The organism is Ectothiorhodospira variabilis, from assembly GCF_022227625.1.
Lineage (GTDB): Bacteria > Pseudomonadota > Gammaproteobacteria > Ectothiorhodospirales > Ectothiorhodospiraceae > Ectothiorhodospira > Ectothiorhodospira haloalkaliphila.
Genome location: NZ_JAJNAO010000015.1, coordinates 25,393 through 38,128, shown reverse-complemented (window position 1 = coordinate 38,128; position 12,736 = coordinate 25,393). Strand labels below are relative to the sequence as shown.

Sequence of the window (12,736 nt, the reverse complement as noted above, 5' to 3'; positions counted from 1 at the left end):
GGGGCTCCTTTGTGGGATAGGTGCAAGACTGCCAGGGAATGCATCGGGCGCAGCCTGAGACAATGAGGGGTCAGTGGCTGGTGCCACCCACCGTGAGGCCATCCACCCGCAGGGTGGGCTGACCCACACCCACCGGGACACTCTGGCCCTCCTTGCCACAGGTGCCCACGCCGGTATCCAGATCCAGGTCATTGCCCACCATGGACACCCGAGTGAGCACATCGGGCCCGTTGCCGATCAGGGTGGCTCCTTTCACCGGGCGGGTGAGCTTGCCACCCTCGATGAGATAGGCCTCCGAGGCGGAGAACACGAATTTACCGGAGGTGATGTCCACCTGGCCGCCACCGAAGTTGACGGCATACAGCCCCTTGTCCACGGAGGCGATGATTTCACCCGGATCATGGGGCCCGGCCAGCATGTAGGTGTTGGTCATGCGCGGCATGGGCAGGTGGGCGTAGGACTCCCGGCGACCATTGCCGGTGGGCTTCAGGCCCATGAGACGGGCATTGAGGCGATCCTGCATGAAGCATTTGAGGACACCGTCCTCGATCAGCGTGGTGGACTGGGTGGGCGTACCCTCGTCGTCCACGTTCAGCGATCCACGACGCCCTTCCAGGGTGCCATCGTCCACCACCGTGACCCCGGGGGCGGCCACGCGCTGTCCCATGCGACCACTGAAGGCCGAGGTGCCCTTGCGGTTGAAATCGCCTTCCAGGCCATGGCCGATGGCCTCATGCAGCAGCACACCCGGCCAGCCCGACCCCAGCACCACGGTCATGGTGCCGGCGGGGGCGTCCACGGCTTCCAGGTTCAACAGGGCCTGGCGGGCGGCCTCGCGGGCGTAGCCCAGGCCACGTTCCTTCTCCAGGAAGAAGCCATAGCCGGTACGACCGCCGCCGCCGCTGGAACCCTGTTCCCGCCGCCCTTCCCGATCCTCGGCAATCACGTGCACATTCATGCGCACCAGGGGGCGGATATCCGCCGCAAGGGTGCCGTCCGTATTGAGCACCATGACCACCTCGTGGACGCCGGCAAGACTGACCATGACCTGGCTGATACGGGAATCCTGGCCACGGGCCTCGGCATCCAGGGACTGCAGCAGTTCGATCTTGGCCTGCTCATCCAGGGTGCCCAAGGGATCCACCGGGAGGTAAAGGCGATGGGCCGGGGTGGCCCGCCGCACCGGCACGCTGCCATCCCGGTGATCGCGACCGATGGCCCGGGCGGTCAGGGCCGCCTCCATCAGGGAGGCGGGGGCGATCTCGTCGGTGTAGGCGAACCCGGTCTTGTCGCCGCTCAGGGCGCGGACCCCCACGCCCTGCTCGATGTTGTAGCCCCCTTCCTTGACGATGCCATCTTCCAGCACCCAGGACTCGTGCCGGGCCAGTTGAAAGTAAAGGTCGCCACCGTCCAGTCCGGGACCGGCCAGGGTGCCCAGCACCCGATCCAGATCCGAATCGGTCAGGCCGGAGGGATCAAGCAGGTGATGACGTGCGGTTTCCAGTGTCTGGGTCATGGATAGGGGCCTTCCGGGTTTGGGATCGCTGACAACTCATCCCGGTCGCAGTGCCGGGCCTGAGATCAGTGTTGGGGGGCTGGTTCTGTAATTCAAGCCCGAGGGTCCTGGGGTTTTTATGCCCACCGGGCCTCGGGCAACCCTCAGGTCAGATCGCCTCAGGTCAAGTCGCAGGACAGACGCCGATGATAGATCGAGGGGAAGCTGCGGCGGATGACCTTCTGGCGCTCTGGATCCATTTCGCCACACACCACGCCGGAGCCCCGGGGCAGACGGTCCAGCACGTTGCCCCAGGGGTCCACCACCATGCTGTCACCGTGGGTTTCCCGGCCGTTCACGTGGTATCCCCCCTGGGCAGCAGCCACCATGTAGACCTGGTTCTCGATGGCCCGGGCCCGCACCAGAGGCTCCCAATGGGCCCGCCCCGTAACGGCGGTGAAAGCCGCTGGCAAGGCGATGATCTCCACCCCCCGATCCAGGAGTCCGCGGAAGAGCTCCGGGAAACGCAGGTCATAGCATACCGCCAGCCCGAGCACACCAAAGGGTGTCTCCACCACCACCACCTGGTCACCGCTCATGATGGTGTCGGATTCCTCGTAGTGTTCCTCGTTGTCCGGCAGGCGCACATCGAACAGGTGGATCTTGTCGTAACGACCGACCCGTTGGCCCTGATCGTCATACACAAGGCAACTGGCGTAGATCTTCCCGGGGTCGGGACAGGCCAGGGGCACGGTCCCGCCCACCAGCCAGATGCCATGCTGGCGAGCCTGTTCGGCCAGGAACTCCTGGATGGGACCCTGACCATCCTCCTCGCGGATCTCCACCTTGTGGAGTTCGCTCTTGCCCATCAGGGCGAAATTCTCCGGCAGCACCACCAGACGGGCCCCCGACTGGGCAGCCGCGGTGATCAGGCGTCGCGTTTCCTGCAGATTGGCGGTCAGGTTGGTACCCGAGGCCATTTGAATGGCGGCGGCAATCGTCACGTTGAGTCCCTTGGATGGTCAGGGTGATGGATTGATGGTGAGTTCGATGTGTGTTTCCAGGTCGTCCGTGGGTGCCTGCCGGATGTGCTCGGAGGGCACGCCCAGGGCAACCAGCCAGTCCTGCAATTCCGCCACCCAGAGATGCCCCCGCTCGCCCGAGGGGTGGCGCAGCACGATGTGACCGCCGCCACTGGATTCGTAGCGCGACAGGGTACTGCGCAGCGCGGGCTCGGACACCAGGGATCCGGCATCGCGGGGACGGGACCAGGTGTCGGCACTCATGGAGTAGACGGGTTCGCCGGCCACCGCCAGCATGGGCGCAGCCATAAGGTACGGGAACAGCGCCCTGCGGAGGTTTGGCAACATGTCGGTACTATAGCAATACTCAGATGGAATTGACGAACCTGCGCCTACTCCCCCCCTCTCGCCACGCCCTTCACGTGGGGGCTGGACCAGGGGCCGGTGACACGATATTCCACCCGGGCAGCCTCGTCGATGTGCTCGCCCACGCCAGCCACCCGATCGAAGACGAACACAGCCAGGCCCGCCACCGGACCGCCCAGCAGGGCCCCCGCCAGGGGCAGGGTGCCGCGCACGCTGGGAATCACCACGATGGTCTGGTCGTAATCCCGCTCCACCAGCCCGGTGCGTCCCTGGATGCGGATGCGGGCGGCGGGGCCGTCGATGCGCAGATCCGGGGTGTACACATTGCCCTCGGACAGACGGAAACTGCCGGTGAGTTCATCAAAGACAAATCCCCGCTGGAAGAAATCACGAAAGTCCAGGGCCAGGCGCCGCGGCAACAGGTTGAGACTGAACAGGCCCAGTAGGCGTCCAGCCCCCGGCTCCACCTCGACGAGGCGACCATCCCTGACCTTGAACTCACCCGTCCCCTCCAGTGTTGCCAGGTCAAAGCGATGAGGAGCCTCGGGCCAATCCAGGCTGGCCTCCACCCGGGCGCGGCCACCGCTGAAGGCGTGTTCGAAGCCCAGGTCGGTGAGGCCGCGGCCCAGGTCATCGCTGTCCAGCTCCAGATCCAGCCGGGTGTGATGGGCCCCGTCATCATCCACGTTCCAGTGCCCCTGCATCCGTCCCTGCAGTTGTTCCCCCGCCGTCGCCAGCTGGCCCTCACGGATCACCAGCCCCTCGGGGGTCGGCTCGGTAACCAGGGTCAGTGAGCGAAAACGCCGCCCGTCCGTCATCAGCGTGCCCAAGCGAATATCCATGGGCGGCAACCGACGCGGGTCCACCTGGGCGGCCAGCCCCTGCCCTTCCCCGCCCGGGGTGAGCTGATCCAGATCCAGCAGGTCCAGGTCCAGCACCAGGGGCGTTTCATCGTCGGGTTCAAGCGGGATCAGCACCTGGCCCAGCACCAGCGGCGAGGCCAGTTGCAGGTCCCATTGGCCGGACTCCCGCCGGGCATGGATACTCATGTCCTGGGTTTCGCGGCCGCCGGCCAGGGTCACCGCCCCCAGTTGCAGGTCCACTTCATTGAGCGCCCCGCCTACACCTTCCAGGGGGGCCGACTCCAGCTCCGAGGCCAGCCCCCACCAATCATCCACGTCCACCCGATCCAGCTGGCCCACCACCCGGATTCCCTCGGTCGGCAACAGGGCCGCCCCGCGGCCAATGCGCAGCTCCCCCGTGGTCCCATCGGGTTGCTCACCGGGGGAGAAGACAGCCTGAATATCCCCTTCAAGGCGCGCCCGGATGGAACCACCGGCCTCCCCAAGGGGAATCTCCACCTCCAGAGGACGACTGGATGAACGGGACTTTTCAAACGGCACCGGCAGACTTGAGGCCACCCCCACAAGATCCGAGTCCAGCTCCAGTCTGGGCGATCCCTCCGGCGGCATGTGAAGCTGCGCCCGCCAGTGTGAGGCCCCCTCCAGCCGGGCGCCCACAGCCTCGGGGAGGGCCTCGCCCAGCAGGGCATGAAGCGATTGCATCCCCTCGGCCCGGGCCTGCAGTGCCCCGTCGGCGAAGCGGTCCACACTCAGGGTGACCGGGACGTCATTGAACCGGGCCGAAATGTCCCGGGCCTCAACGGTCTGTTCCGTGAAATCCACCTGCCCCCGGATGGCCTCCAGGGCCAGATCCTGCCCCGTCATGGACAGGCGATTACCCTGGAGCGCAAGGACACCCTCCACCTGATCCGGACGCTCCATGGCCTCGCGCCCCTGCAGGGGGATGTTCAGGCGCAGATCCAGCTGCCCCTCGCCGTCCACCTGCACATCGGGCAACCAGGCCTCCAGCCCTTCACCCAGGGGGCTTGCCGAGACATAGCGAAGATAATCGGTGAGCCTGCCCTGAACCCCGCCTTCGATTTCAAGGCGCGGGCTTTGCAGATCGTCGATCCGCACCCGGGCGTCGCTCACCTGGGCATCGAACAGACGCCCCCGGGCGCCACGCACCTCCATGGCCTGATTCTCGAAGACCAGTTCTCCAAAGAGCGCCTCGATGCGCGGCCAGCCCTCCTGGTAGTCCAGGATGCCGTCCTCGATACGCGCTTGCACCTGGAAACGCCCTTCATCCTCACGGAACGGAAAGGCAGCGAAAGGCCCCCGAAAAAGCATGCCTCCTGAGACCACCCGCCCATCCACCACCGCCCGGCTCACCCATTCATGGGCTTCCTCGGGCATGATGCCTCGTGGCAGATAATGGGCAGTGCGGGCGCCGTTGCCTTCGCCAAACTCCACCACCAGATCCATGCCCGGATGCTGGCCCAGGGTCAACCCGCCTCGGGCACGGGCCTGAATATCCTCGTTGGCCAGGAGCAGATCCGGCGTGCTCAGCACGCCCCCTCCCGGGCCTTGTTTCCAGTGGATCGTGCCCCGGGCAGTGTCCGCCCACAGGGGGTGGTCGAACAGATCCGGCAGAGTCAATTCCAGCCCCTCGCTGTCGACCCAGAGCTCTCCCTCATCCCCCGTGAAGGCAAAGCCCCCCTCCAGTCCGCGCAAGCCGGGTACCGGCCCGTGGGGAGATACCCCAAGCCCGCGAAAATGTCCGTGGGCGTGCAGGTTGGGGGGGGCATCGTGGGGCAGGCGCAGATCCAGGCTCACCTGATGCACCGTGCCCCTGGGGGCCAGCACGGACACATATTCCCGCCAGGCCTGGGCCAGAACCAGTTGATGTACCCACAAGGGAGCAATGTCGTCCAGGCGCAGGTAATCGATGCGGCCCTGCAACTGACGAGCCTCGTCGTCTTGCCGATAGCGCAGATCGAATCCGCCTTCGGGCCAGGCCAGGCCCTGGCGCTGCAACTGGATATCACTACCCCGCAACTGCCAGCCCCCGGGTTCTCGTAGCCACAGCAACCGCCCCGCCATATGGTCCAGGCCGGCAGGCACAACGTCTCCCACCTCATCGGCTGCCAGCTCCAGTTCGCGACCCTCCAGCTCCATGTGAACCTGCTCCACCCGACCCTGATCCCAGGTGAGCCACACCCGGGCACCCAGTCGGCCCGACTCCAGCCCCACACGTTGGCCCGCCTCACTGGGCAGACCCTGAACGTGGAGATTCTGGGCCTTCAGGTAGGCCCGACCGCGCCATTGATCCCGCTTCGGGGACAGGCGCAGGTCCATGCCCACCTGAAGGGCATGCCCCAACTGGGCCGGCAAAAAGACGTCGCCCGCCAGCCGCAGGCGATTCCCCTCCAGGGCCACGGCAAGATTCAGATCGTCGAACTGGTAGTCGATGCCCAGGGTGCGATCCTCCCAGCGCAGCCGACTGTCCGTGAGGGTGAGGTGGCGCCCGGCCAGGAGTTCGGTGAGATCGGCCGGTGGTGACGCCTCGCCATTCGCGGCGGGGGTGCCCTGAACCTGCACGCGACCGGACTCATCCCGCAGCACATGCACATCGGCGTCCTGCACCTGGATCCGCCCCAAGGCGGGCTGGCCGCGCCACAGGCTGGCGGGCAGGTTCACGTCCAGTTGCAGACCGCCCACCTGGAGCAGGGGCGCGTGAGCATCGGCGTCATCGGGGGCGTGGATGCGCACATCGGTCAGACTCACCCGGGCCGCGACCAGGCACCAGCGCAGGTTGACGTCACCCACCGTCACCGGGTGACCCGTCAGCTGGGAGAGCTCGGTCTCCAGCCGCGACTCCAGTCCCGGCAGGCGGGGCACCACCAGCCGAAGGACCAGGGTAAGGGCAGCCAGCAGGATGATGGCGGCCACGACAACCCGGATGGAGATGGCGAGAATCCTGACTGACAAGTGATCTGCCCCGGGGTTAGTGAATCATGCGGTTTGCCGTCAGAGCAACACCACGTCGAACTGCTCCTGGGTGTACAGGCTCTCCACCTGGAAGCGGATGGGGATGCCGATGAATTCCTGCAGTTGCGCCACGCTGGCGGATTCCTCGTCCAGCAACAGATCCACCACTGCCTGGGAGGCCAGCACCAGCAATTCCCGGGCATCGAACTGCCGTGCCTCCCTCAGGATCTCGCGGAACATCTCGTAGCAGACGGTCTCGGCGGACTTGACATAGCCCCGCCCGCTACAGGTGGGACAGGGTTCGCACAGTTGATGTTCCAGGCTCTCGCGGGTGCGCTTGCGGGTCATCTCCACCAGTCCCAGGGGCGAGACGTCGCAGATCTGGCTCTTGGCGTAGTCCTTTTCCATGGCCTTTTCCAGGGAGCGCAGCACCTGGCGCTTGTGCTCATCCTGGGTCATGTCGATGAAATCGACGATGATGATGCCTCCCAGATTGCGCAGCCGCAGTTGCCGGGCAATGGCCTGGGCCGCCTCCAGATTCGTCTTGAAGATGGTCTCTTCCAGGTTGCGGTGACCCACGAAGGCGCCGGTATTGATGTCGATGGTGGTCATGGCCTCGGTCTGATCAAAGATCAGATACCCGCCGGACTTGAGCTCCACCTTGCGCTCCAGGGCCTTCTGGATCTCCTCTTCCACGTTGTAGAGATCGAAGATGGGTCGCTCGCCGGGATAATGCTCAATGCGATCCACCAGTTCCGGCACGTATTCCCGGGCGAACTCGCTCACCCGCTGCACGGTCTCCCGGGAGTCGATGCGGATCTTTTCCAGATCCACCCCCACCATGTCCCGCAGGATGCGCAGGGTGAGCGGCAAGTCTGCGTAAACCTCGGAGCCGGCCTTGGCCGCCCGGGCCGATTGCTGGATGGTCTGCCAGAGTTTTTCCAGGAAGATCACATCGTTCTTCAAGGCCTCCACGGGGGCAGCTTCAGCCGCGGTGCGCACGATGAAACCATAGGAGGTCTGCACCTCCGCCTGCAGGGCCTCCAGGGTGGTCTTGAGCCGCGCACGCTCGGTGTCCGCCTCGATGCGGGTGGAGATGCCGATGGTGGTATTGCCGGGCATGAGCACCAGATAGCGGGACGGCACCGTGATGTAGGTGGTCAGACGGGCTCCCTTGGAACCCAGCGGGTCCTTGATCACCTGCACCAGGATGTCCTGCCCCTCGCGCAACAGCCGCTGGATGGGCTCGTTGCGTTCGGTTTCTTCCCGGGGCAGTTCCTCGCGTTCCACTGGTGCCACATCGGAAGCGTGCAGGAAGGCGGCACGCTCCAGGCCGATGTCCACAAAGGCGGCATCCATCCCGGGCAGCACGCGGCTCACCCGGCCCTTGTAGATGTTGCCCACCAGACCGCGCCGTCGGGCGCGCTCCATGTTCAGCTCCATCAACACGCCGTTTTCCACCAGGGCCACACGGGTCTCCTGGGGAGTGACATTCATGAGAATTTCCGTACCCATCATTCTTCGGTGCCTTGTTGCTAGGTGTCTGGGCGCCCGGAGAGGCGAAGCCCACTACACGATACAGGATGCCAAGGGTTTCAGTCCCCGGCCAGCAAGGCCCCGGTCTCGAACAGCGGCAGGCCCACCACGCCGCTGTAACTGCCCTCGATATGTTCCACGAACAGGGCAGCGAGGCCCTGGATGCCATAGGCACCGGCCTTGTCCACCGGTTCGCCACTGGCCCAATAGTCCTCCCGCTCACGCAACGACAGGCACTTGAAGCGCACGCGGGTGGCACTGAGGGCATCCCGGATCCGTTCCCCCTGAACCAGAGCCACGGCGGAATACACCGTGTGATCCCGCCCTGAAAGGCGGCCCAGCATGTCCAGGGCATGCTCCCTGTCCATGGGCTTGCCCAGGATGTCACCGTCAATACTGACCACCGTGTCGGCCCCCAGCACCGGACGTCCCGCAGCATGGTGGGCACCGGCCAGGGCCTTGGACCGGGCCATGCGCCGGGCGAACTCATCGGGCGCCTCCCCCGGGTGAGGGGTTTCGTCCACATCCACGGGGCGCACCTCATGGCAGACCCCGATCTGATCCAGCAGTTCACGGCGACGGGGCGAGGCGGAGGCAAGGATCAGCATGACGGATGAAACTCTATTCGCGGTGATAGGGGTGCCCGCGCAGCAGGGACCACGCCCGGTACAGCTGTTCGGCCAGGATCACCCTGACCATGGGGTGCGGGAAGGTCAGCGGCGACAGGGACCAGGTGAAATCGGCCCGCGCCCGGCACGCCGGTGCAAGGCCATCGGGGCCACCCACCAGCAGGCACACATCCCGACCCGACTGCATCCAGTCGTCCAGCTTGCCCGACAGGGTGGCCGTGTCCAGACCACGGCCATTTTCATCCAGGGCCACCACCCAGGCATCCCGGGGCACGGCGGCCAGCAGGGCCTCGCCCTCCTGTTCCCGCAGACGCTCCACCGGCACGCTACGCCCCCGGCGTGGCGCGGCGATCTCACGCAGTTCAAGCCGGCATTCCGCAGGCAGGCGCTGGGCATAGGTGCGGTAGCCCTCGTTGACCCAGGCCGGCATGCGGTGGCCGATGGCCAGCAGATGAATGCGCACGGTCTAGCGGCGCAGGCGACGCACGGCTGCCTCGGGGGAGTCCTCATCGGGCTCGGGCTGGGCCTGCTCATCGGTGAGCCAGAGTTTTTCCAGGTTGTAGAAATCACGCACCTGGGGGAGCATCACATGCACCACCACATCGTTCAGATCCACCAGCACCCACTCCGCATCCTGTTCGCCCTCCGAGCCCAAAGGCATGACGCCGGCCTCCTTGGTCTTGACCAGGACGTTCTCGGCCAGGGACTTCACATGGCGGTTGGAAGTGCCGGTGGCAATGACCATGGTGTCGGTGATGGAGGTCTTGCCACGCACGTCGATCACCTTGAGGTCCTGAGCCTTCATGTCTTCCAGGGCATCGGTGACGATCTGCGTCAGTGTTTCTGTCTGCATCTTGAGTCTCTTGTTTAACGGGTGGCCGCGGGACCGTAAAGGCCATGGTCGGCGATGTAATCCACCACCACCCTGGGGGTCAGGTACAGGGGGCTGTACCCCCGGGCAATCAGGCGACGAATGGCGGTGGCGGAAATATCCAGCTGGGTCACCGGCAGAAAGAACACCCGCCCTGCCGGTGTTCGGCGCAGATCCTGGGGATCCAGGGTGCAATGATCCTGCATCCAGTCACCCAGGTCATGGGACGCGGGACTCCCGGGGCGGTGGGAAACCACCACATGGGCAAGTCGGGTGATCTCCCGCCAGCGGTGCCAGGAGGACAACCCGGCAAAGGCGTCCATGCCCAGCATCAGGCACAAGGGCACCTCCTGGCCCAGCTCCGCCCGCAGGCTCTCCAGGGTGTCCACGCTGTAGGAGGGGCCTTCGCGCTGCAACTCCCTGGGGTCCATGACGAACCCTGGCTGCCCCTGCACGGCAAGCTCCACCATGGCCGCGCGATGCGCCACCGATACCGCCGGCTGCCGCCGGTGCGGCGGCAGACCACAGGGGATGAAGCGCACCTCATCCATGCCCAGGTGTTCCTGCACCTCCAGGGCCGGACGCAGATGGCCGAAGTGGATGGGGTCGAAGGTGCCGCCCAGGATGCCGATCATGAGTCCAACGGGCGCCTCACTCCACCCTGATCAGCCACGTACATGGCCATCACCCAGAACGATGAACTTGAGGGTGGTGAGCCCCTCCAGACCCACCGGCCCGCGGGCATGCAACTTGTCGGTGCTGATGCCGATCTCGGCACCCAGGCCGTATTCGAACCCGTCGGCGAAGCGGGTGGAGGTATTGACCATCACGGAACTGGAATCCACCTCGCGCAGGAAGCGCCGGGCACGGGTGTAGTCCTCGGTGATGATGCTGTCGGTATGCTGGGAACCATGGGTGTTGATGTGCTCGATGGCCTCATCCAGACCTGCCATCACCCGGATGGACAGCACCGGGGCCAGGTATTCGGTATCCCAGTCCGCATCCGAGGCCTGGGCGATATCCGGCAGGAAATCGCGGGTACGTGGACATCCGCGCAGTTCCACGCCCTTTTCATCGAACAGGGGCTTGAGGGCCTTGAGGGCGCGGGGGGCAATGCCCTCGGCCACCAGCAGGGTTTCCAGGGTATTGCAGGTGCCGTAGCGCTGTGTCTTGGCGTTCACGGTGACCCGCGTGGCCTTGTCCAGCTGAGCGTGGTCATCGATGTACACATGGCAGATGCCGTCCAGGTGCTTGATCACCGGGATCAGGGATTCCTCGCTCACCCGGGCGATCAGGCTCTTGCCGCCCCGGGGCACGATCACATCCACGTGATCCTTCAGGCGCAGCAGGGCACCCACGGCCGCACGGTCGGTGGTGGCAACAACCTGCACCGCATTCGCCGGCAGGCCCGCGGCGGCCAGGCCATCACGGATGCAGCCAGCCAGGGCCTGGTTGGAATGAATGGCCTCGGAGCCGCCCCGCAGGATGGCCGCGTTGCCGGATTTGAGACACAGGCCGGCGGCGTCCACGGTGACGTTGGGCCGGGATTCGAAGATGATGCCGATCACCCCCAGGGGCACCCGCATGCGCCCCACCTGAATACCGCTGGGGCGATAATTCAGATCACTGATGGCCCCCACCGGATCCGGCAGTGCGGCAATCTGACGCAGGCCTTCGGCCATGACGCCGAGGCGCTCCGGGGTGAAGGCCAGCCGGTCCAGCATGGCTGCATCCAGGCCGTTACGCTCACCAGCCTCCAGATCCTTGCGGTTTTCCGTCATGAGTTGATCGGCACGCTGCTCGATCAACTCCGCCATGGCCGTGAGCGCGGCATTCTTGGCGCCGGACTCGGCCCGCGCCAGTTCCCGGGACGCAGCACGGGCCTGATGACCCATCTCCTGCATCATGTTCCGGATGTCATCGTTTGCTGTATCGGACACTACGGTGTTCCTGTCAGAGGGGAATGGTCCGGGACCACACGGGTCCCCGCCAGATTCAAGGTCAAGTCTAACAACTCATCCCAGGGGTTGCCCGGATGGCGGCCCTTGATGGCCCGATCCACCCGGGCGCAGCTGGCCAGCAGGCGCCCAAGGCCCATCTCACCATGGCGCCGCAGCGCCTGACGCACGATGGGCTGACGGCGCTGGGGGCGCACGCCGCTCAGGATCTGCTGGACCGGTTTGCCGGCCTCCACCTGTTCGGCCATGCGATGCAGGCTGCGGATTTCCCGGGCCAGGGCCCAGAGCACCAGCACCGCCTCGATGCCCTCATCCCTCAGGCCCTGGAGCACACGCACGGCCCGGGCAGTTTCGCCTGCCAGGGCCGCATCCACCAGGTCGAAAACGCCGAAGCGGGCACTGTCGGCCACGGCGCTCAGCACCGCCTCGGCATCCACCGGCCCCGGGCCGCTCAGCAATACCAGCTTGTCGATCTCCTGAGTTGCGGCCAGCAGGTTGCCCTCCACGCGTTCTGACAGCAGACGCAACGCATCGGCGGTGGGCTGCAGACCATGCCGGCGCATTCGCCGCTGCATCCAGCCCTGGGTGCCGGCCAGATCCAGCGGCCACACCTGCACCAGCACACCCGCCGATTCCAGAGCCTTGCACCAAGCGGTCTTGCGGTCACTGGCGTCCAGTCGACCGGTCTCGATCAGGAGTACTGTGTCCTCTGCCGGTCGCCGGGCGTAGGCCTGCAGCACCTTGCTGCCCTGAGCGCCCGGTTTGCCCGTGGGCATGCGCAACTCCAGCAGGCGTCGGCGGGCGAACAGGGACAGACTCTCGGCGGCGGCGGAGAGTTGCTCCCAGTCAAACCCCTTGTCCACGTTGAAGACCTCACGATCCTCCACGCCCTGGAGCCGGGCGGCGGCGCGCACGGCATCCGCCGCTTCCATCAATTGCAAGGGCTCGTCACCGGAGAGCAGATAGATGGGCGCCAGGGCCTTTTCCAGGTGAGACTCCAGTTGCTCGGGACGAAGCTGCATGGGC

11 protein-coding genes are annotated in these 12,736 nt (G+C 65.8%); all 11 read right to left on the bottom strand.

Annotated elements, in window-relative coordinates:
- Positions 1-70 precede the first annotated feature (70 nt).
- The 11 genes from tldD to holA all read right to left on the bottom strand — a co-directional run bounded on the left by tldD (position 71) and on the right by holA (position 12,732).
- Positions 71-1,516 carry a metalloprotease TldD gene (gene tldD / locus LPW30_RS13150; RefSeq protein WP_238624060.1) on the bottom strand — a complete coding sequence of 482 codons (1,446 nt, stop codon included), beginning with the start codon at positions 1,514-1,516 and terminating at the stop codon, positions 71-73.
- A 158-nt stretch (positions 1,517-1,674) separates the two neighbouring features.
- The gene (locus LPW30_RS13145) at positions 1,675-2,499 is read right to left on the bottom strand and encodes a carbon-nitrogen hydrolase family protein (protein ID WP_026623678.1); all 825 of its coding nucleotides are present in this window, start codon (positions 2,497-2,499) and stop codon (positions 1,675-1,677) included.
- 18 nt (positions 2,500-2,517) lie between these two features.
- Positions 2,518-2,826: a hypothetical protein gene (locus LPW30_RS13140; RefSeq protein WP_051582632.1), complete on the bottom strand. Its 309-nt coding sequence runs from the start codon at positions 2,824-2,826 to the stop codon at positions 2,518-2,520.
- Between the two features lie 83 nt (positions 2,827-2,909).
- On the bottom strand, positions 2,910-6,716 hold the full coding sequence (locus tag LPW30_RS13135) for a YhdP family protein (RefSeq protein WP_239681090.1): 3,807 nt from the start codon (positions 6,714-6,716) through the stop codon (positions 2,910-2,912).
- Positions 6,717-6,755: 39 nt separating this feature from the next.
- Complete coding sequence (rng, locus tag LPW30_RS13130; RefSeq protein WP_025282169.1) at positions 6,756-8,234, bottom strand: ribonuclease G; 1,479 nt, start codon at positions 8,232-8,234, stop codon at positions 6,756-6,758.
- Between the two features lie 77 nt (positions 8,235-8,311).
- Positions 8,312-8,860 carry a Maf family protein gene (locus LPW30_RS13125; RefSeq protein WP_025282170.1) on the bottom strand — a complete coding sequence of 183 codons (549 nt, stop codon included), beginning with the start codon at positions 8,858-8,860 and terminating at the stop codon, positions 8,312-8,314.
- Positions 8,861-8,873: 13 nt separating this feature from the next.
- A complete protein-coding gene (gene rlmH / locus LPW30_RS13120) occupies positions 8,874-9,344 on the bottom strand; it encodes a 23S rRNA (pseudouridine(1915)-N(3))-methyltransferase RlmH (RefSeq protein ID WP_025282171.1) in 471 nt (156 codons plus the stop codon).
- Between the two features lie 3 nt (positions 9,345-9,347).
- Positions 9,348-9,734 carry a ribosome silencing factor gene (rsfS, locus tag LPW30_RS13115; protein WP_025282172.1) on the bottom strand — a complete coding sequence of 129 codons (387 nt, stop codon included), beginning with the start codon at positions 9,732-9,734 and terminating at the stop codon, positions 9,348-9,350.
- Between the two features lie 14 nt (positions 9,735-9,748).
- Entirely contained in the window at positions 9,749-10,387 is a 639-nt protein-coding gene (gene nadD, locus LPW30_RS13110) for a nicotinate-nucleotide adenylyltransferase (protein WP_025282173.1), read from the bottom strand.
- A gap of 30 nt (positions 10,388-10,417) precedes the next feature.
- Complete coding sequence (locus tag LPW30_RS13105) at positions 10,418-11,692, bottom strand: glutamate-5-semialdehyde dehydrogenase (protein WP_239681089.1); 1,275 nt, start codon at positions 11,690-11,692, stop codon at positions 10,418-10,420.
- On the bottom strand, positions 11,692-12,732 hold the full coding sequence (gene holA, locus LPW30_RS13100; RefSeq protein ID WP_239681088.1) for a DNA polymerase III subunit delta: 1,041 nt from the start codon (positions 12,730-12,732) through the stop codon (positions 11,692-11,694). Before holA ends, LPW30_RS13105 begins: the two co-directional genes overlap by 1 nt.
- Positions 12,733-12,736 lie beyond the last annotated feature (4 nt).

Excerpts from the sequence above, each read along its gene's own strand:
- tldD (WP_238624060.1), bottom strand. The coding sequence starts at position 1,516 with ATGACCCAGACACTGGAAACCGCACGTCATCACCTGCTTGATCCCTCC.
- LPW30_RS13140 (WP_051582632.1), bottom strand. The coding sequence starts at position 2,826 with ATGGCTGCGCCCATGCTGGCGGTGGCCGGCGAACCCGTCTACTCCATG.
- rng (WP_025282169.1), bottom strand. The coding sequence starts at position 8,234 with ATGATGGGTACGGAAATTCTCATGAATGTCACTCCCCAGGAGACCCGT.
- LPW30_RS13125 (WP_025282170.1), bottom strand. The coding sequence starts at position 8,860 with ATGCTGATCCTTGCCTCCGCCTCGCCCCGTCGCCGTGAACTGCTGGAT.
- rsfS (WP_025282172.1), bottom strand. The coding sequence starts at position 9,734 with ATGCAGACAGAAACACTGACGCAGATCGTCACCGATGCCCTGGAAGAC.
- nadD (WP_025282173.1), bottom strand. The coding sequence starts at position 10,387 with ATGATCGGCATCCTGGGCGGCACCTTCGACCCCATCCACTTCGGCCAT.
- holA (WP_239681088.1), bottom strand. The coding sequence starts at position 12,732 with ATGCAGCTTCGTCCCGAGCAACTGGAGTCTCACCTGGAAAAGGCCCTG.